General features: G+C 59.9%; 21 protein-coding genes. 11 read left to right on the forward strand and 10 right to left on the reverse strand.

Annotation, left to right across the window (positions count from 1 at the left end):
* The first annotated feature begins 47 nt into the window (after positions 1 to 47).
* Positions 48 to 1,652 carry a methyl-accepting chemotaxis protein gene (locus AB3226_RS25535; RefSeq protein WP_367375122.1) on the forward strand — a complete coding sequence of 535 codons (1,605 nt, stop codon included), beginning with the start codon at positions 48 to 50 and terminating at the stop codon, positions 1,650 to 1,652.
* A 35-nt stretch (positions 1,653 to 1,687) separates the two neighbouring features.
* On the opposite strand, the gene AB3226_RS25540 is transcribed toward AB3226_RS25535, so the two are convergent.
* The gene (locus tag AB3226_RS25540) at positions 1,688 to 1,927 is read right to left on the reverse strand and encodes a DUF2789 domain-containing protein (RefSeq protein WP_367375123.1); all 240 of its coding nucleotides are present in this window, start codon (positions 1,925 to 1,927) and stop codon (positions 1,688 to 1,690) included.
* Between the two features lie 278 nt (positions 1,928 to 2,205).
* On the opposite strand from AB3226_RS25540, the gene AB3226_RS25545 reads away from it, so the two are divergent.
* Together AB3226_RS25545 and AB3226_RS25550 are read left to right on the forward strand one after the other, a co-directional pair.
* Entirely contained in the window at positions 2,206 to 2,838 is a 633-nt protein-coding gene (locus AB3226_RS25545; protein ID WP_367375124.1) for a hypothetical protein, read from the forward strand.
* A complete protein-coding gene (locus tag AB3226_RS25550; protein ID WP_367375125.1) occupies positions 2,831 to 3,409 on the forward strand; it encodes a hypothetical protein in 579 nt (192 codons plus the stop codon). The genes AB3226_RS25545 and AB3226_RS25550 overlap by 8 nt, the downstream gene beginning before the upstream one ends.
* A 143-nt stretch (positions 3,410 to 3,552) precedes the next feature.
* Here the strand turns inward: AB3226_RS25550 and AB3226_RS25555 are convergent, their stop codons facing one another.
* Together AB3226_RS25555 and AB3226_RS25560 are read right to left on the reverse strand one after the other, a co-directional pair.
* Positions 3,553 to 3,783 (reverse strand): hypothetical protein, encoded by a 231-nt coding sequence (locus AB3226_RS25555; RefSeq protein ID WP_149630429.1) that lies wholly within the window; start codon positions 3,781 to 3,783, stop codon positions 3,553 to 3,555.
* Between the two features lie 157 nt (positions 3,784 to 3,940).
* On the reverse strand, positions 3,941 to 4,189 hold the full coding sequence (locus AB3226_RS25560; RefSeq protein WP_123360818.1) for a hypothetical protein: 249 nt from the start codon (positions 4,187 to 4,189) through the stop codon (positions 3,941 to 3,943).
* Between the two features lie 411 nt (positions 4,190 to 4,600).
* Between AB3226_RS25560 and AB3226_RS25565 the strand changes: the two genes are divergently transcribed.
* The 4 genes from AB3226_RS25565 to AB3226_RS25580 all read left to right on the forward strand — a co-directional run bounded on the left by AB3226_RS25565 (position 4,601) and on the right by AB3226_RS25580 (position 7,091).
* Complete coding sequence (locus tag AB3226_RS25565; RefSeq protein WP_007907879.1) at positions 4,601 to 5,071, forward strand: hypothetical protein; 471 nt, start codon at positions 4,601 to 4,603, stop codon at positions 5,069 to 5,071.
* Positions 5,071 to 5,274, forward strand: coding sequence for a hypothetical protein (locus AB3226_RS25570; RefSeq protein WP_367375126.1), 204 nt, complete (start codon positions 5,071 to 5,073; stop codon positions 5,272 to 5,274). Before AB3226_RS25565 ends, AB3226_RS25570 begins: the two co-directional genes overlap by 1 nt.
* Positions 5,275 to 5,393: 119 nt before the next feature.
* Positions 5,394 to 6,410 (forward strand): ABC transporter substrate-binding protein, encoded by a 1,017-nt coding sequence (locus AB3226_RS25575; RefSeq protein ID WP_367375127.1) that lies wholly within the window; start codon positions 5,394 to 5,396, stop codon positions 6,408 to 6,410.
* Between the two features lie 243 nt (positions 6,411 to 6,653).
* Positions 6,654 to 7,091, forward strand: coding sequence for a DUF3995 domain-containing protein (locus tag AB3226_RS25580; protein ID WP_367375128.1), 438 nt, complete (start codon positions 6,654 to 6,656; stop codon positions 7,089 to 7,091).
* A gap of 124 nt (positions 7,092 to 7,215) precedes the next feature.
* Here the strand turns inward: AB3226_RS25580 and AB3226_RS25585 are convergent, their stop codons facing one another.
* The 7 genes from AB3226_RS25585 to AB3226_RS25615 all read right to left on the reverse strand — a co-directional run bounded on the left by AB3226_RS25585 (position 7,216) and on the right by AB3226_RS25615 (position 14,589).
* Positions 7,216 to 7,578, reverse strand: a complete 363-nt coding sequence (locus AB3226_RS25585) for a Na+/H+ antiporter subunit G (RefSeq protein ID WP_367375129.1) — start codon at positions 7,576 to 7,578, stop codon at positions 7,216 to 7,218.
* Positions 7,575 to 7,853 (reverse strand): K+/H+ antiporter subunit F, encoded by a 279-nt coding sequence (locus AB3226_RS25590; protein WP_008012107.1) that lies wholly within the window; start codon positions 7,851 to 7,853, stop codon positions 7,575 to 7,577. The genes AB3226_RS25585 and AB3226_RS25590 overlap by 4 nt, the downstream gene beginning before the upstream one ends.
* On the reverse strand, positions 7,850 to 8,338 hold the full coding sequence (locus AB3226_RS25595; RefSeq protein ID WP_367375130.1) for a Na+/H+ antiporter subunit E: 489 nt from the start codon (positions 8,336 to 8,338) through the stop codon (positions 7,850 to 7,852). Before AB3226_RS25595 ends, AB3226_RS25590 begins: the two co-directional genes overlap by 4 nt.
* The gene (locus tag AB3226_RS25600) at positions 8,335 to 10,020 is read right to left on the reverse strand and encodes a monovalent cation/H+ antiporter subunit D (protein ID WP_367375131.1); all 1,686 of its coding nucleotides are present in this window, start codon (positions 10,018 to 10,020) and stop codon (positions 8,335 to 8,337) included. Before AB3226_RS25600 ends, AB3226_RS25595 begins: the two co-directional genes overlap by 4 nt.
* Positions 10,017 to 10,361 (reverse strand): Na+/H+ antiporter subunit C, encoded by a 345-nt coding sequence (locus AB3226_RS25605; protein WP_008029186.1) that lies wholly within the window; start codon positions 10,359 to 10,361, stop codon positions 10,017 to 10,019. Before AB3226_RS25605 ends, AB3226_RS25600 begins: the two co-directional genes overlap by 4 nt.
* Positions 10,361 to 13,291, reverse strand: coding sequence for a monovalent cation/H+ antiporter subunit A (locus AB3226_RS25610; RefSeq protein WP_367375132.1), 2,931 nt, complete (start codon positions 13,289 to 13,291; stop codon positions 10,361 to 10,363). Before AB3226_RS25610 ends, AB3226_RS25605 begins: the two co-directional genes overlap by 1 nt.
* Positions 13,292 to 13,563: 272 nt before the next feature.
* The gene (locus tag AB3226_RS25615) at positions 13,564 to 14,589 is read right to left on the reverse strand and encodes a DMT family transporter (RefSeq protein ID WP_367375133.1); all 1,026 of its coding nucleotides are present in this window, start codon (positions 14,587 to 14,589) and stop codon (positions 13,564 to 13,566) included.
* Here AB3226_RS25615 and AB3226_RS25620 point away from each other — a divergent pair.
* The 4 genes from AB3226_RS25620 (at position 14,584) to AB3226_RS25635 (ending at position 18,357) form a co-directional block, all read left to right on the forward strand.
* Positions 14,584 to 15,147 (forward strand): helix-turn-helix domain-containing protein, encoded by a 564-nt coding sequence (locus tag AB3226_RS25620; RefSeq protein ID WP_038982597.1) that lies wholly within the window; start codon positions 14,584 to 14,586, stop codon positions 15,145 to 15,147. The two genes, AB3226_RS25615 and AB3226_RS25620, sit on opposite strands and share 6 nt — an antisense overlap.
* A gap of 156 nt (positions 15,148 to 15,303) precedes the next feature.
* A complete protein-coding gene (locus AB3226_RS25625; RefSeq protein ID WP_367375134.1) occupies positions 15,304 to 16,506 on the forward strand; it encodes an SfnB family sulfur acquisition oxidoreductase in 1,203 nt (400 codons plus the stop codon).
* A 10-nt stretch (positions 16,507 to 16,516) separates the two neighbouring features.
* Positions 16,517 to 16,954, forward strand: a complete 438-nt coding sequence (locus AB3226_RS25630) for an acyl-CoA dehydrogenase (RefSeq protein WP_367375135.1) — start codon at positions 16,517 to 16,519, stop codon at positions 16,952 to 16,954.
* Positions 16,954 to 18,357: an LLM class flavin-dependent oxidoreductase gene (locus tag AB3226_RS25635; protein WP_367375136.1), complete on the forward strand. Its 1,404-nt coding sequence runs from the start codon at positions 16,954 to 16,956 to the stop codon at positions 18,355 to 18,357. The genes AB3226_RS25630 and AB3226_RS25635 overlap by 1 nt, the downstream gene beginning before the upstream one ends.
* Positions 18,358 to 18,415: the final 58 nt, after the last annotated feature.

Raw genomic sequence — 18,415 nt, forward strand, 5'->3', positions numbered from 1 at the left:
GCGTTTAATGCGATCACAACAACTAGAAGACGCGTGGGGTGACGAAGATGACGAGGGACGGATCTCTGGTTGAGGCAATGCCTGCACCAGTACTTTTGCCGAAAAACCTTTGGCTGACGCCGACCCTGCAAAGCATCGCGCTGATGCTATTGCTGTGCGGCATGGCATTGGCTGGCTGGTCGCTTTACCTTGGCCTGCCGTTGGCCGTGCTGATTATCTGGCTGCCGCGTCTGCGCTCGCGCACTCTCCCTGAGACAACCGCTGCGGACAGCACCAGCGCCATCGCCGGATTGACTCGCGATCTCTCTTACACCACCAGTCATAACGCTTTGTCAGCCGCCGGCGTGGCCTATTCGGTCAAGCAACTGGCAGACAAACTGCAATCGCAACTCAACGCCGCGGCGCAGATTGTCAGCAGCGCTGAAGTGATGATCGCCACCGAGCACGCAACATCGAAACTCAGTCGGGAAGCCTTGAGCGCAGCCAGTGAAGCCCATCAGAGCAGCGCAGCAGGGCGTACGGAACTGGTTGAGTCCATTGCGCGCATGCATCAACTCAGTCAGCGCGCCAGCAGCAGCCGCGAGTTGATCGAAGCCCTGAGCCTGCGCAGCGACGATATCCAGCGGGTCACGCTGGTGATCCAGTCCATCGCCAGCCAGACCAATCTGTTGGCGCTGAACGCGGCCATCGAAGCGGCGCGGGCCGGTGAGCACGGTCGCGGCTTTGCGGTGGTGGCCGATGAGGTGCGAGGGCTGGCCGCGCGCACGGCAACGGCGACCGGTGAAGTCGGGGAGATGGTCGCCGACATTCAACAACGCACGGCGCAAGTGGTGGAACAGATTCGCCAACTGGCGAGCGATCTCAATACCGGTGTTGCGCAAGTCGAGCACACCGGACAGCACCTGGAAAACATCGCGCGCCTGGCCGCTGGCGTCGAAAGGCAGGTCGGGGAAATCGCTCAAGGCGCGGACACCAACCGCGAACAACTCGACAGTCTGTTCCACGCCATCGAACAGATGCGCAGCGATTTGGCGATCAGCGACCAGCAGACTCAGCGGCTCGCCCAGGCAGCGGTGCAGATGGAAGGGCAGGCCGAAACCATCAGCGAACGCCTGGCCGCAGTCGGACTGGATGACTATCACCAGCGGATTTACGACCTGGCCCGCGAAGGTGCGAGTCAGATCGCGGCACGCTTCGAAGCGGATATCGATCAGGGCCGGATCAGCCTCGATGACCTGTTTGATCGCAATTACCAGGCGATCCCCAACACCAGCCCGGCCAAATACCAGACCCGTTTCGACCGCTACACCGATCAGGTATTGCCGGCGATTCAGGAACCGTTGCTGTCGCGCCATGAAGGCCTGGTGTTCGCCATCGCCTGCACGCAGCAGGGTTATGTGCCGACCCATAACACCGTGTTCAGCAAACCGCTGACCGGTGATGTGCAGGTCGATACTCTGCAAAACCGCACCAAGCGCAAATTCGCCGACCGCACCGGGATCCGCTGCGGCAGCCATCAACAGGCCGTGTTGTTGCAGACTTACACCCGCGACACCGGTGAACTGATGCACGACCTGTCGGTGCCGATCATGCTCAAGGGCCGGCATTGGGGTGGGTTGCGCCTGGGTTACAAACCGGAAAGTCCTCGCTGAGAGCTCAATGCCCGATAGCCTGCATTGAACACAGGCTAGTGGATCTGGTGCATGCGCAGGTTCAGGTCGTCGACCACATGCGCCCAATCGGCGTCTTCACGCAGTTGTTCTTTGAGGAAGCCGGCTTGTTGCGGGGTCCAGAACTCGGCATCGATGAGTTTCTTGTCATCGGGCAAGGGTGAATATCGGGCAATGAAATCGTCGATGGCCTTTTCGCTGGAGTCCAGGCCGAGTTGGTCGAACAAGCCTTTCAAATCATGTGTGGGTGAATCCATCTTCATCTCCTTGCAGATAATCCGTCGCGCCAAGAGTTCGATAGGGGTTTAGCAGCTTTTTCCGGATTCGCCACCGGTGATGGCAATGAGCAATTGCCTGTCGCTGTTCCAGCGATTACGATGCCTCGCATTTTTGGCGTCACCAAGCCGCCATTCAAAGAGTCCGGACATGGATGTCGTCGTTCCAGGTTCAGCGCCTTGCGGTGCTGATCTGCCTCCGTTGCGTGATCTCTTTCGAACCGATCCTCCCTCGATCCCGCATGAAAAGGATGTATGCAGTGAAGCGTCTTGTTTATCTGATGGCCATTGCACTTGGCCTGTCGTTGACCGGTTGTGTGTCTTTCACTCCGTTGGGTCCCATTGGCGAGCCCTTGAAGCCCGCGTCTTCCACCCTCGATCGTAGCGCCGAGATCAGTGACGTGGTGATCTCCGCCCCCGAGCTGGACGACAAGGTGCGTGTCGCCGGCAGCCGACAACTGACCGAGCAGGTCAGCGCCTATGTCGATAAAAGCGACTACTTCAAGCGAATCGTGGTGTTCCCGGCCAAGGCTGGCGAAGACGACGTGGTGCTCAAGTTCAACCTGACCTCACTGGCAGGCAAACGTACCGTGCACCCGGCTTACATCCCCGGTGCGCTGGTAACGCTGACTATCTGGATTTGGGTCGATGGGCCGATTTACGTCGATAAATACGACCTCGCCGGCGAACTGATCATCGAAGACCGTCAGGGTAAGCAACTGGCCAGGTCGGTCGAGCAGGTCAAGCTCGACAAAAATGTCGGCTTGTGGAACGCCGACTACCTCAATCCGCGTCTGGGGGGGGCCCAGTTGCGTGATCTGATCGCGCATTTGCTGGCCAGTGCCACCCCTCAACTGCGCACTCCGTCAAAGGAACTGGCTGCACATGAATAAATATCTTCTGGTTTTGCTGATTTTGCTCAGCAGCTCCCTGACAGGCTGTATTTCCTACTCCCAGCATGAGTTGGCCCCGTTGGACCAATGGCCGCCAGCGCAGGCCAGGCAGGACAAGCCCAGTGCTTATCTGCACGTGACCACCCAGCAGCAGTTCAACGGCGAACTGTCGGGTGGCGTCGGCAATGCGGCGCTGGTGGAACAGAACATGCTGGAAACCTTCAAGGAGTCCGGGCAATTCAAGAACGTGACCACAGACAAGGTCGACTCGAGCCTGTACGTGACGAGTACTTTGACCAATAACGAGCAGGGGAATATCGCGAGTGCCTGGCTGACGGGCTTCACGCTCTTCGTGATCCCGACAACGTTCAGCAACACCTTCACGCTGGAAACGGTGTTCAAGGATCGGGAAGGCAACGTGTTGGGCAAAATCGTCAAACAGGAGAGCACCCGTACCTGGATGCAGGTTTTGCTGATTGTCGGTTTGCCGTTCAATGAACGTGGGGACACGGTGCTCAAGCACCTGACCCAAAGCACGCTGGATGAAGCGGTCAAGCGCAAGCTGATCTGACCGATTATCGAGATAAAAGGCGTGCTATCTGTGCAAGGCTGGCACGCCGCAGACACTTCAGGCCGGGATGTAGGCTGTTCAGGCCTGACTCACTGCGCTGGCGGCCATGAACATCACGCTGGCCCTCGCTTTCCACACCCGTCTCAGGCTTTCAATGCCCCTTCATCGACGGCAACCTTCAGGGCTTTCGCGGCTTCCTGGGCGGCGATGGCCGCAACATCCGAGGTCTTGAACCAGCGATCCTTTTCGACCTGGTGATACGTCACAGTGGTCAACGGCGGTTTGGCGCGCATGATAATGACTGCCTGGAATTCGCCTTCGACCTCTCTGGCTTCGCCCCGGATAAAAAATTCACCGATATCAAATTCCGTCACGTAGCAGTCTTCCCTTGGAAATAGTTGTTGTGTTGAATGCCGTCCGCCCTGGGGACGGGTTTCATTGGTCGGGCAGTATGGCAGTAGTTGCCTGCCGGCGGCTGAGTTAAGTCGCCGGTGTGACGAAACGTCTATGGAAGTGAATGCTGCAGGTGTCTTAACTGCTTGCCTCGAGTGAACGGGCAAGGGCGCAGGCTTCATTATGATTACCGCGGAAACCTCTTACACGTCCGGTGGATATTTCCCTGATGTGGAAAAAGGCGTTGCCGGCCAATACCACCCGAAAACGCGGGAGCAGACGCTCTTCAGGCAGGAAGTCCTGCTGGCGGAGCACCATCGAATGCAGAGGTGACGAGCCGTTTGTGTGCCGTGTGTGAGGCTGGGCAAAGTGAGTCAGTGTGCACATATGAAGTCCTTTTCGTGGTTTTACCGACGTGTGTACGTTGTTATGGGTAGTCTCGGTGAGCATCGCTGCTCTAGAATCGCCATCAATGGTTGGCGATTGATGCCCATCTAAAGCAATTTTTTACTGGCGATATGTCGGAAAAGTGCTTTTTTTAAAGAGAATTTTCCCTAAAGTTGGTAATCCGATTTTATCTGGCCGTCAGAAGGGCGTTTTCCTTCAACATCTGACGACCGCCAGGCAAGACGACGTGAGGGATGTTCCAGTAATCTTCTCAAACCTCGCGATGAATGGGCTCTCTGCCCGTTCCCAGGATTGGACCCGGGTCATTTGGCTACACCTCGGCATTGCCGCTTTTTTCTGCTGTGCGCGTTTCCCGCGTACGGCGTCATTTTCAGATGTGGGGATGTTTCCTTGGCAGTAAGTAATCTCGATATGCATGCTTTGTTCGTGCTGGGTGATTTGCGCGCAAAGCTGGTTAAACAGTTTCAGTCACGTTTCGTCTACATCACCGAACAGAACGCTGAAGGCATTTACATTGCCGAACTCGACACCGAATCAGCGCTGGTGGTGGATGACAAACCAGGGCTTAAACTCAAGGTCGGCGATCATTTCAGCGCCTCCGTATTGCCCAGCCGCGAAGGCGGCAAGCTGGACATCAAGTTCCGCGAAATCAAGCTGACGGTATACGGGCTGGGGGATTACGCGTTCGTGACCACCGCAGACGGCCACGGCATTGTGTTCAAGGAAGGTCATAGCGTGGTGATGGTGTTTGCGGCCCATCAACAATTGCAGGAAGGCCTGACCAAAACCCTGAAAGCCGTGACCGCCAAGGCCGCCAAGTGGCGTAAAGGTGAACTGGTGACCTTCAAGGCCAGCGAGTAATGACCCTGACCCGCGCCGACTTCCACGAACAGAACCAGGCCAGTGCCCACGCCGAGGCGCAGCGCTTGTTGGCGCAGAAGGCCGTTCTACAGGGAGCCTGGCTGAGTTGGGTGGCGTCACAGATCTACCTGTTGCGTCCGGCGGCGTACGCCAGCATGGTCAGAAGAGAGCTTGCGCACTTGCAGGAACCTTGCGAAAAGTAATCCTCGCCCCTCGAAAGCAGGAACCTCAACTACAGTCAGATGACTGAGTATTCAGAGGCTTGCGGTCTTCTTTGTCAGGCCATCCTGCTATTGCTGTGAACAGCGCGAGGTGCAAAAGCATGAAGGGATTTCGACGGTTACTGGCCGCTACCCTGGCCACGTTCGGTTTATTGGCTTCACCCGTTCCGATGTTCGCTGCCCAGGCGCCGATTCACTTCGCCGACCTGAACTGGGAAAGCGGCAGCCTGATCACCGATATCCTGCGGATCATCGTCGAGAAGGGTTATGGCTTGCCGACCGACACCTTGCCGGGGACGACGATTACCCTGGAGACCGCATTGGCCAACAATGACATTCAGGTCATTGGCGAAGAATGGGCCGGTCGCAGTCCGGTCTGGGTCAAGGCTGAGGCCGAGGGCAAAGTCGCGGCCCTGGGCGATACGGTCAAGGGTGCCACCGAGGGCTGGTGGGTGCCGGAGTATGTGATCAAGGGCGACCCGGCCAAGGGCATCAAGCCGCTGGCGCCGGATCTGCGCAGTATCAGTGATCTGCCACGCTACAAAGACGTGTTCAAAGACCCGGAAACCCCGGGCAAGGGGCGCTTTCTGAACAGCCCGATCGGCTGGACGTCGGAGGTGGTCAACAAGCAGAAGCTCAAGGCGTATGGGCTGGACGACAGCTACGTGAACTTTCGCAGTGGTTCGGGGGCGGCGCTGGACGCAGAGATCAGTTCGTCGATTCGTCGCGGCAAGCCGGTCCTGTTCTATTACTGGTCGCCGACGCCATTGCTCGGTCGTTTCAAGCTGATTCAGCTGCAAGAGCCACCGTTCGACGCCGAAGCCTGGAAAACCCTGACCGACGCCGACAACCCCAATCCAAAACCGACTCGCTCGCTGCCCTCGAAGCTGTCCATCGGCGTGTCCACGCCATTTCAGAAACAATACCCGCAGATTGTCGAGTTCTTCACCAAGGTCGATTTGCCGATCGATGCGTTGAACAAGGCCCTGGCTGACATGAGCGAAAAACACACCCCGCCACGTCAAGCGGCGCAGGCCTTCATGAAGGCGCACCCGGACGTGTGGCGGGCCTGGGTACCCAAGGATGTGGCTGACAAGGTGTCTGCCGCCCTGCAATAAACCGATTTATGTACGCCCGGGAATTCTCGGGTGTACATAAACCCCGTAGGAGCTGCCGCAGACGGCGATCTTTTGACCTGGCTTGAAAAAAACAAGATCAAAAGATCGCAGCCTGCGGCAGCTTCTTGGGGGGGGGCGCTTTTAATCGCGTTTGCAGCAGAGCTACCGTTTATAGCGAATACCCTTACAAAAACGCGCAAGGAAGTTCATCCTGCTGCGACATTTCACGCTGGATCTCTGAATATGAGCCTTTTGGTCGCGCAATGGATTGCAGCAATCTTTTTATTGATCAGCCTGGTCCACCTGTATTGGGCAGCGGGTGGCAAGTGGGGTAGCGAGGCGGTGGTGCCGCGTGTGCCCGGGGAGGGCGGTGAGGCATCAAGGCCCGCGTTCAAGCCGTCGGGCTTTGCCACGTTGCTGGTGGCGGTGGGTTTACTGCTGATCGCGATGCTGGTGTGCCTGCGGGTCGGGCTGTATCTGCCCACGGTGCATCATTGGTCGCTGCAATGGGTGATCAGCGCGATCGCGATGCTGATGTTCGCCCGGGCGATAGGCGATTCGAATTTGGTGGGGTTCTTCAAGCAGGAGAAGGGCTCGAGGTTTGCCCGGCTGGATACGTGGGCGTATTCGCCGTTGTGTGTGGTGTTGGGGTCCGGATTGTTGGCAGTGGCCTGGATTTGAGTCGACCGGACTATTGCCATCGCGAGCAGGCTCGCTCCCACAGGGATTTTGTGAACACCGAAGATCCAATGTGGGAGCGAGCCTGCTCGCGATGAGGCCCGCCCAATCAACAAAACTTCTGAACTTAACTCCCCGTTTCCGTCCGCCGACTGCTCACCTCAGCCGGCACATCATCCCCCGCCATGCGCTTGCGAAACAGCGCCGCCCGAGCCAGCAGCAGTGTGGTCACCGGCACGGTGATGGACAGTAGAACCGGGATCAGCCAGGCATGCAGCACCGGCGCCGATTTGAGCGCCGAAAAGTAAATGATCGAAGCCAATGCCACGCACCACGCGCCCAAGGTCGAGGCCAGCGCGGGCGGGTGCATGCGCTGGAAATAATCCTTCATCCGCAGCAGCCCAACCGCGCCGATCAACGTAAACAGGCTGCTCAGCACCAGCAGAACCGCCACCGCGATTTCCACCCACAGAGACAGTTCGGGCCTCATTCGATCACCTCCCCACGCAGCAGGAATTTGGCCAGGGCGAACGAGCCGACGAAGCCGAACAGGGCGATCAGCAGCGCCGCCTCGAAGTAAGTGTCACTGGCATAACGAATGCCCAGCGCGAGCATCATCAGCATGGCGATGATGTACAGGTAATCCAGGGCCAGAACCCGATCCTGGGCCGACGGGCCCTTGAACAGCCGGATCAGGGTCAGAATCATCGCCATTGAAAAGATGAACAGGCTCAGCAGGATCGCGTTCGACAGCAATGCGCTCATTCGAAGATCTCCATCAAGGGGCGTTCATAGGTCGTCTTGAAGTGCTGGATGAATTGGTTTTCGTCATCCAGATCGAAGACGTGCAGCAACAGAATGCTGCGATCCAGCGCCAATTCCGACCAGACCGTGCCGGGGACCACCGTACAGATCATCGACAGCGCCGCGAGGCCGTTGGCATCGCGCAAATCCAGCGGCACCTTGATGAACCGCGAGCGGGGCGCACGACGGCCCGCGTTGAGCACGCCCCAGGCTACGGCGAGGTTGGACACGATCACGTCGCGCCCGACCAGCAAGAACAAACGCAGGATCACCCCGGGACGACGAATGCGGATCGGCAGCGGCCGCAACTTGCGCATCATCAACGGCGCGCAGAACCCCAGCACGGCGCCCAGCAGCAGATTGCCGGGACTCATCGACAGGTTCAACACCAGCCACAGCAACCACAACGCCAAAGACAGCCACGGTGCAGGAAACAGACGCTTCATGGTTGCACCTCCAGCAGCGCTGTCTTGGCTTGTGGGCCTGGAATTACACGGGTTTCGAGCACCGCCATCACGTATTGCTGCGGGTTGTTCAATGCATCGGCCGCCGCTTGGGTGTAGCGCAGCAGCGGTTCAGCCTTGAACGTCAGCGCAATGCTCAGCCCCAGCAGAATGACAATCGGCACGCATTCCAGGCGCCGCAGCAAGGGCGATGGGCGCTCTTGCGGGGTCCAGAAACGCTGGATGCCCAAACGCGAGAAAGCGATCAGTGAGGCCAGCCCGGACAGGATCAACAGGACGAGCAAACCCCATGCACCCTTCGATATCGGTTCGTCGCTGCCATTACCCAGACCCAGCGGATTGAGCAGGGCGCTGAGCAGACTGAGTTTGCCGATAAACCCTGAAAGTGGCGGCATACCGATGATCAGCAGGGCGCAGGCGATGAAGCTCAAACCGAGGAACGCCATGGTCCAGGGAATCACCTGTCCGACCACGGCTTTGCGGTCGTCATCGAGGTTGAAGCCTTTGGGCGGCTGCAAGGATTCCAAGGGCCGGGGAAGCAGTTCGCCGTCATCGAATAGCGGCATCTCGTTGGCCGAACGCGAGCGCTCGATCAATTCGGCCAGCAAGAACAGCGCGCTCAAGGCCAGGGTCGAGCTGACCAGATAGAACAGGGCCGCGCCAATCAGGTTTGGCTGGGCGAAACCGATGGCCGACAACAGAATGCCTGCCGACACCAGAATGCTCAGGCTGGCCATGCGTTCCAGGCGTTGCGCGGCGAGGATCGCCACGGCGGCGCAGACGATGGTCGCCATGCCGCCGTAGATCAGCCAGTCGCCACCGAAGTACGCGGATGCCCCGGCCTGTCCGGAGAACAGCAGCGTCCACAGGCGTAGCAAGGTGTAGACGCCGACCTTGGTCATGATCGCGAACATCGCCGCCACGGGCGCGCTGGCCGCGGAGTAGGCCGGCACCAGCCAGAAATTCAATGGCCACATCCCGGCCTTGGCCAGGAACGCCACCGCCAGAATGGCCGCGCCGGCATGCAGCAAGCCGCGATCGGCTTCTGGCACCAGCGGGATTTTCAGCGCCAGGTCGGCCATGTTCAGCGTGCCGGTGACGCCGTAGATCAGCGCCGCGCCAATTAGAAACAGCGACGAGGCCAGCAGGTTGATCGAGATGTAATGCAGCCCCGACGACACCCGCGCCCGGCCCGAACCGTGCAGCATCAGCCCGTAAGAGGCAGCCAGCAGCACTTCGAAAAACACGAACAGGTTGAACAGGTCTGCCGTCAGGAAGGCGCCGTACAGGCCCATCAACTGAATCTGAAACAGCGCGTGGAAACTCGAACCGGCACCGTCCCAGCGGGCCATGGCGAACAGCAACGCGCTGACGCCGATGATCCCGGTCAGCACCAGCATCAGCGCCGACAGACGATCGACCACCAGCACAATGCCGAACGGCACCTGCCAGTTGCCCGGCAGGTACACACCGATGGAGCCGGGTACACCGGTGGTTTGCGTCCATTGCAGCAGCATCACGGCAATGCCCAGCCCCAGCAGGCTGGAGAACAGGTTGATTTTGGCCTTTAGCGGGCGATGTTTCTCGCCCAGCATCAGCATCACCGCGGCGGTCAGCAACGGTAGCAGAATCGGTGCAGCGATCAGGTGCGCCATCGGATTCATTCTTTAGGCTCCCGGCCATCCACATGGTCGGTACCGGTCAGGCCCCGGGAGGCGAGCAGCACCACCAGGAACAGCGCGGTCATGGCGAAGCTGATGACGATCGCGGTCAGTACCAACGCTTGCGGCAGCGGGTCGGTGTAGTGCAGCAAATCCTGAGGCACGCCGTCCTTGATGTTCGGCTCCTTGCCGATGAACAGGCTGCCCATGCTGAAGATGAACAGGTTGACGCCGTAGGACAGCAGGCACAGGCCCATGACCACTTGGAACGTCCGTGGCCGCAGCACCAGCCACACGCCGGACGCGGCCAGCACACCGATGGCGATTGCGATGACTTCTTCCATCAGATGGCTCCTTGCGTGGCAGCCGCTTTGGCCGTGGGCTTGGTTTGCGCGCTGGTTTTGTGACCGCGTACCGATTGGTGGGCGAGGGCGGTGAGGATCAGCAATGTCGAACCGACCACCACGGCGTACACGCCAATGTCGAAGAACAGCGCGCTGGCGATGTGAATGTCGCCCAGCAGCGGCAATGTGAAATGCCAAGTGTGAGTGGTGAGGAATGGATACCCGGCCGCCATCGCCCCGAGCCCGGTGACCGTGGCGAACAGCAGCCCGGTGCCCATCCAGCGCAGCGGCCGCAGGCTCATTTGCGCCTCGACCCACTGGGTGCCGGCGACCATGTATTGCAGGATGAACGCCACCGACATCACCAGACCGGCGACGAAACCGCCACCCGGTTGATTGTGCCCGCGCATGAACAGGTAGACCGACACCACAAACGCAATCGGCAGCAGCAGGCGCACCAGCACCGCTGGCACCATCATGAAACCGAGCGCGGTGTCGCTGGCGTGACGCGGGTTGACCAGGTCGGTGACCACATCCGGCGCGAGCAAACGTTGCTGCGCCGGCAGCTGCAGGCTTTCTTTCGGCGGGCGGAAGCGTCGCAGCAGGGCGAACACGGCCAGGGCCACCGCCACCAGCACGGTGATTTCGCCGAGGGTGTCGAAGCCACGGAAGTCCACCAGCATCACGTTGACCACGTTGCTGCCGCCGCCTTCGGGCAGTGCGCGACTGAGGTAGAACGAGGAAATATCGTTGGGCGTCTGGCGGGTCAGCATCGCGTAGGACAGTAATGCCATGCCGCCACCGACCGCGATCGACAGCAGCAAGTCGCGGATACGGCGGATGCGGGCCTTGCGCAGACTGCTCGGCAACGGCGAGACCTCTTCGATCCGTCGCGGCAGCCAGCGCAGACCGAGGAGGATCAACACCGTGGTCACCACTTCCACTGCCAGTTGCGTCAGGGCCAGATCCGGCGCCGAGAACCAGACGAAGGTCACGCAGGTCATCAAGCCACAGACGCTGACCATGGTCAGGGCAGCGAGCCGGTGATACTTGGCTTGCCATGCCGCACCAAGGGCGCAGGCAATCGCCAGCAGCCAGAGGATCACGAACACGATCGAGCCCTGAATCTTCGGCCGGTCGCCCCAGCTCAGGCTGCTGTGCAGCATCGGGATCAACCCGGCCAGCACCGCGGCGAGCACCACCAGAAACAGTTGGGTTTGCAAGCGTCGGGTACTGATCCGCCGCTCCAGACGTCGGGCCAGGCGCATCATGATCACCAGGCTGCGCTCGAACAGGCGCTTGCCATTGAAGTGGCTGATCACCGGCGGGTGCGTGAAGCGTCCGCGCTTGAGCTGATTGCGCAGCAGCAGATAGAGGGTGATGCCGCAGGACATGGCGATCAGACTCATGATCATCGGCGCGTTCCAGCCGTGCCAGATCGCCAGGCTGTATTCGGGCAGCGTGCCGCCCACCACCGGCAATGCCGCCGCCGCGAGCAACGGGCCGACCACTTGCGCCGGGAAGATCCCCACCACCAGACAGGTGAACACCAGTAATTCCACCGGCGCGCGCATCCAGCGGGGCGGCTCGTGCGGGGTGTGCGGCAGGTCAGTGGCGGTCGGGCCGAAGAACACATCGACGGTGAAGCGCAGGGAATAGGCCACGCTGAACGTCCCGGCGATGGTCGCGACGATGGGCAGGGTCATCTCGATCCAGGCCGTCGCGTTGATGAACACGGTTTCGGCGAAGAACATCTCTTTCGACAGGAAACCGTTGAGCAGCGGCACGCCGGCCATGGAGGCACTGGCGACCATGGCCAGGGTGGCGGTGAACGGGATCAGTTTGATCAGGCCGCTGAGTTTACGAATGTCCCGGGTGCCGCTTTCGTGGTCGATGATTCCGGCGGCCATGAACAGCGAGGCTTTGAAGGTGGCGTGGTTGAGAATGTGGAACACCGCGGCCACGGCGGCCAGCGGACTGTTCAGCCCCAGCAGCAAAGTGATCAGGCCCAGGTGGCTGATGGTCGAGTAGGCCAGCAGGCCCTTGAGGTCGTTCTGGAACATCGCGCAGTAAGCGCCGAGCAACAGAGTGCAGGCGCCGGCTCCGCTGACGATGTAGAACCATTCTTCACTGCCGGACAGCGACGGCCACAGGCGTGCGAGCAGGAAGACCCCGGCCTTGACCATGGTCGCCGAGTGCAGATAGGCCGAAACCGGTGTCGGCGCCGCCATGGCGTGGGGCAGCCAGAAGTGGAAGGGGAATTGCGCACTTTTACTCAGGGCGCCGATCAGGATCAGGGGCAGCAGAATAGGGTAGAGGGCATGTGCGCGAATCAGCTCGCCGGCGGCCAGGACCTTGTCCAGGTCATAGCTGCCGACCACATGGCCAAGCAGCATGACCCCCGCCAGCAAACACAAGCCGCCGGCACCGGTGACCATCAATGCCATATAGGCGCCACGTCGCGCATCGGCGCGGTGGTGCCAATAGCCGATCAACAGGAATGAGAAGAGGCTGGTCAGCTCCCAGAAAAACACGATCTGGATCAGGTTGCCGGAAATCACCAACCCGAGCATGGCGCCCATGAACGCCAGAAAAAACGCGAAGAACCGCGGCACCGGATCGTCCGGCGACATGTAGTAGCGGGCGTACAGAGAAACCAGCGTGCCGATGCCCAGCACCAGCATCGAGAACAGCCAGGCAAAACCGTCCATGCGCAGAACGAAGTTCAGGCCCAAGCTCGGTAGCCAGAAGAATTCTTCGCGGATCACGCCGCCATGGGCGATTTGCGGGTACAAGAGGGCGACCTGGACGGTGCCGATCAGGGCCACCACGCCAGCCAACAGCGATTCGGTGTTACGCGCGTTGTGCGGCAGCAAGGCTGCCAGACAGCTGCCGATAAAAGGCAGAAGCAGTAGAACTATCAGGGACATAGGCTTCTAATCTGCGGAAGTTTGTTAAGCATCATACGTGCCAGCTCCCGGATCACCAAACGCCAAGCTGTCGCAGAATCCTACAAGGTAAACGGAAAATTCCTGTTTATCATTGTTTCAGGGAGCGCGATTTCGCCTGTCCCGGCCCCATCGCGGGCAAGCCCGCTCCCACAGAGATTTTGGTTGTACACAAATCGCGTATACACCTCCAGACCCTGTGGGAGCGGGCTTGCCCGCGATGGCTATCTATCAAGCAACGTAGAAATGGGGGCTTATCCCTGTGCTTCCTGCTCCAACTCTTCTTCAGGCGAAGCAACCTTACCCTTAGTCTTCAACTCACTGACAATCACCGCCGCCACAATCAATCCCGCCCCCACCAACGCAATCGCCGGCAATCGCTCCCCGGCGATCCGCCCGACAATCCCGGCCCACACCGGCTCCCCCGCATAGATCAACGTCGCCCGCGTCGGCGAAACACTCTTCTGCGCCCAGTTCATCGCCACCTGAATCGCCGCACTCGCCGCGCCCAGCCCCAATGCGCTGCACAACAGCAACCAGGAGAATCCCGGAATCACTTCCTGAGTCGGCACCACCATCAAAAAGGCCAGCACCGCAGTCACCGCCAGTTGCACCACTGTCACCCGGCGCACGTCGACCTGGCCGGCATAGGTGCTGATCAAAATGATCTCCGCCGCAATCGCCACGGCGCTGATCAATGTGGCGATTTCACCGGGGCTGAAATTGAATGACGCGCCGGCCGGTCCCGACAACAGCATCAACCCGGTAAAGGCCAGCATGATCCCGATGCTCGGCATCAGCCCCGGCCGCCGACCCAGCACCAGCCATTGCAGCAACGGCACGAACGGCACATACAGCGCCGTAATAAACGCCGACTGACTACTGGGAATGCTCTGCAAACCCACGGTCTGCAAGCCATAACCGAGCATGATCGCCACGCCGATGAACGACCCGGCCTTGAGTTCGAACAGGGTCAGTTCGCGCAGATGACGCCAGGAGAACAGGGCAACAATGCTCGCCGCCGCAGCAAAACGCAGACCGACGAAAAACATCGGCCCGCTGACGGTCATCGCGTGCTGCACCAGCAAAAAGGTCCCGCCCCAGATCACGGTGATCAGCACCAACACGCACTCAGCTTTGCTGAACCGTGAGAAACGGGAGGAAGCAGGGGAGGAGTTCACCGACGTCATGACCTTGCGCGCTACCTGAGGGAGACGCACAATGCGCCGGAAGTTGGGCAGTATACTGCGCAATACCACCAAGTGAGCAATATAGTGCACAAAGATTCCACCCAACGGGCTTCGGTTCTCCAGCACGTCAGCCAGAACGTTCGACGTCTGCGCCACGCCGCCGACATGAGCCAGACCGCTTTGGCCGAAAAGTCCGGGGTCAGCCGCCGGATGCTGGTGGCCATCGAGGCCGGCGAGAAGAATGTCAGCCTGACCACCCTCGACCGCGTGGCCGAAGCGCTGGACGTAGCCTTCAGCGACCTGATCCAGGCCCCGGATGCCCGCGACCCGAGCCGCATCAACGAAGTCGCTTGGGCCGGAACGATCCCCGGCAGCAAAGCTGTTTTACTGTCAAAAGCCACCGCCACCCGTGAAGTGGAACAATGGGAATGGTGTCTGCAACCGGGCGAGGTTTATCCATCGCAGCCGGATGCCGAAGGCTGGAGTGAGCAGATTTATGTGTTCGAAGGTTGCCTGACCCTGATGCTCGGCGACCAACCGCAGAAAATCGCTGCCGGTGAGTTCTTCATGTTCGCCAGCAACCAGCCGCACTCCTATCGTAACGACGGGGAAGTGGCGGCGCGGTTTGTGCGTAATGTGGTGATCTGACTGTTTACCGGCCAACACTGGATAAGCACTTTGCTGTTTTAAAGCTGCAAGTATTTCTCGGATAGTTAATTAACCTATTGAAATAAAACAAATTTAATTTCAGGCACGACTCCTGCAAAAGCTCTGGGGCATTCACCAGACTCCCGGAGTCGGCCCATGACAGCCTCTGCCCAACCCTCGCAAACCGCCCATGTGATCCACTCGGACGCCGAGGCGATCGCCGTCGCTCACAAGCTCGCCGCCCGCTTCGCTATCGAGGCCAGCGCTCGTGACCGCGAGCGACGTCTGCCGGTCGCCGAACTCGACGAGTTCTCCGCCAGTGGTTTATGGGGCATCACCATTCCCAAAGAATACGGCGGTGCCGGCGTGTCTTACGTGACAGTCGCCGAGGTGATCAAGATCATTTCCGCCGCTGACCCGTCCCTCGGCCAGATCCCGCAAAACCATCTGGGCGTGCTCGACATCCTGCTGCAAACCGCCACCGAAGCGCAGAAGCGCTATTACTTCGGCAAAGTCCTGCAGGGCTACCGTTTCGGCAACGCTTTCTCCGAATCGAAAAGCAAGAATGCCGGTGCCTTTGAAACCCGTATCCGTTTCGATAAAGACTTCGCGCGAATCGACGGCGAGAAGTTCTACTGCACCGGCGCTTTGTTCGCGCACATCGTGCCGGCAGTGGCGGTCGATCAAGAGAACAAGGCTTTCATCGCCTTCATCGAGCGCGACAATCCCGGGTTGACGGTGATCGACAGTTGGGATGGTTTCGGCCAGCGCACCACTGCCAGCGGCGGTGTGACCCTGAACGCGGTGAATGTGCCTTTGAGCGCGGTGATCCCGGCCCACAAGGCGTTCGACGAACCCACCGCCGACGGCCCGATCTCGCAAATCATCCAGGCTGCGGTGGATACCGGCATCGCCATCGGCGCCCTGGAAGAAACCAAGCGCTACGCTCGTGAAGCCCGACCATGGATCGACAGTCAGCAGGATCATGGCTGGCAGGACCCGTTCAGCATCGCCGCGATCGGCGACCTCGAATGGCGGGTTCATGGCACCGAAGCGATCCTGAAAAAGGCCGGCCAAGCCATCGACGCCGCGTTGCTCAAAGCCAATGAAGACACGGTTGCCCGCGCCTCGGTGGTGGTCGCACAGGCGAAAGTCCTCTCTGCCGAAATCGCCTTGCTCACCAGCAGCAAACTCTTCGAACTCGCCGGCACCCGCTCGGTGCTCGGCAAGTACAACCTCGACCGTCACTGGCGCAACGCCCGGACGCACACCTTGCACGACCCGGCTCGCTGGAAATATCACTTGATCGGCAACTACCTGCTCAACGGCGTGAAGCCTGCGCGCCACGCCTGGAACTGAGGAGCCCACCATGAACGCTTTGACCCAACCGATTGTTGCCGGGCAGCCCCTGGCCAAAAGTCAGCACGACCTGCACAACGCTCGCAGCTTGTTCGACGCGACGTTGCGTTTCGTCCGGCAAAAGACCCAAGCCACGGATGATCCTTACGTCATCAGCCGCTTCGGCGATTTGCACATCCGCATTGAAGTCGCCGCCGCGCTGCTCGAACGCGCCGAAGACTTTCTGAACAGCGTTGATGACGATACGGAAATCAGCGTCGCCACCGCCGAGTCGCACCTGGCCAGCGCGGACGCGCTAAATACCGTCAGCAATGCCGAATTCGAACTCACCGGCCAACGCACCGTGTTGCCTGGATCGCTGGATGATCCGTTGCGCTGGAAACTCCACCTCATTGGCAACTTCCGCCTCAACGGCATCCATCCCCCCAGCGTGCGGAGTGTCGTTTGATGGCCCGTGAAATTCGTCTCAACGCCTTTGACATGAACTGCGTCGGTCACCAGTCGCCGGGTTTGTGGGCGCATCCGCGGGATCGATCCTGGCAGTACAAGGATCTTGAGTACTGGACCGATCTGGCAAAAATTCTCGAGCGCGGCAAGTTCGACGGTTTGTTCATTGCCGACGTGCTGGGCATTTATGACGTCTACAACGGCAACGGTGACGCGGCGATTCGTCAGGCGGCGCAGGTGCCGGTCAACGATCCGCTGCAACTGATCCCGCCGATGGCGCTGGTCACCGAGCATCTGGGGTTCGGACTGACTGCGTCGCTGTCATTCGAACACCCATATCCGTTCGCCCGACGCCTGTCGACCCTCGATCATCTGACCAAGGGCCGCGCTGGCTGGAACATTGTCACCTCGTACCTGGAAAGCGGCGCGAAGAACCTCGGCCAGAAAGCCCAGACCGAACATGACGCCCGTTATGACTTCGCCGAAGAGTACCTGGAGGTTTGCTACAAGCTGTGGGAAGGCAGCTGGGAAGAGGGCGCGATGTTGCGGGATCGCGAGCGGCGAATCTTCAGCGACCCGAGCAAAATCCACGAGATCCGGCACGTTGGTAAACACTTTCAGGTGCCGGGGATTCACCTCTGCGAGCCTTCACCGCAACGTACGCCGGTGCTGTATCAGGCCGGCGCCTCGAGTCGCGGCAAGCAGTTTGCTGCCGAGCATGCTGAGTGTGTGTTTGTCGCCGCGCCGTCGAAAGTGCTGCTGAAGAAAACCGTGGCCGACATCCGTCGTCGCGCGGCCGAGGCGGGGCGCGATCCGTCGAAGATCCTGATCTTCAATCTGCAAACCGTGATCCTCGGCGAGACCGACGCGAAGGCCAACGCCAAGTTCGAAGAATACAAAACCTGGGTCAGTTATGAGGGCGCCATGGCGTTGATCTCGGGCTGGACCGGGATCGATTTCAGCCAGTTCAAACCGGATGAGCCGCTCAAACACGTGCACACCAATGCGATTCAATCGGCGGTGGAGGCGTTCTCCACGGCGGACCCGAACAAGGTCTGGACGCCGAACGAACTGGCCGATTGGGTCGGGATCGGTGGTTTCGGGCCGCTGTTTGTCGGCAGCCCCGAGACCGTCGCCGATTTGCTGCAGGAATGGGTCGAGGAGACTGATGTGGATGGCTTCAACCTGGCTTATGCGCTGACCCACGAAACCTTCATCGACGCCGTGGAGTTGCTGGTGCCGGAGTTGCAAAAGCGCGGGGTGTACAAGACCGACTATGCGCCGGGGACCTTGCGCGAGAAGTTGTTTGGTGAGGGCCCAAGATTACCGGATATCCATCCAGGGGCCGGTTATCGAAACCTGGCGGTATTGCGTCAGCAGGAGAAGAAAGTGGTGTCTGCCTAGATGCCATCGCGGGCAAGCCACGCTCCCACAGGTTTCGTATCGCTGGCGATATTTGTGG

The organism is Pseudomonas lini (assembly GCF_964063345.1).
In the GTDB taxonomy this organism is placed as follows: Bacteria; Pseudomonadota; Gammaproteobacteria; order Pseudomonadales; family Pseudomonadaceae; genus Aquipseudomonas; species Aquipseudomonas lini_B.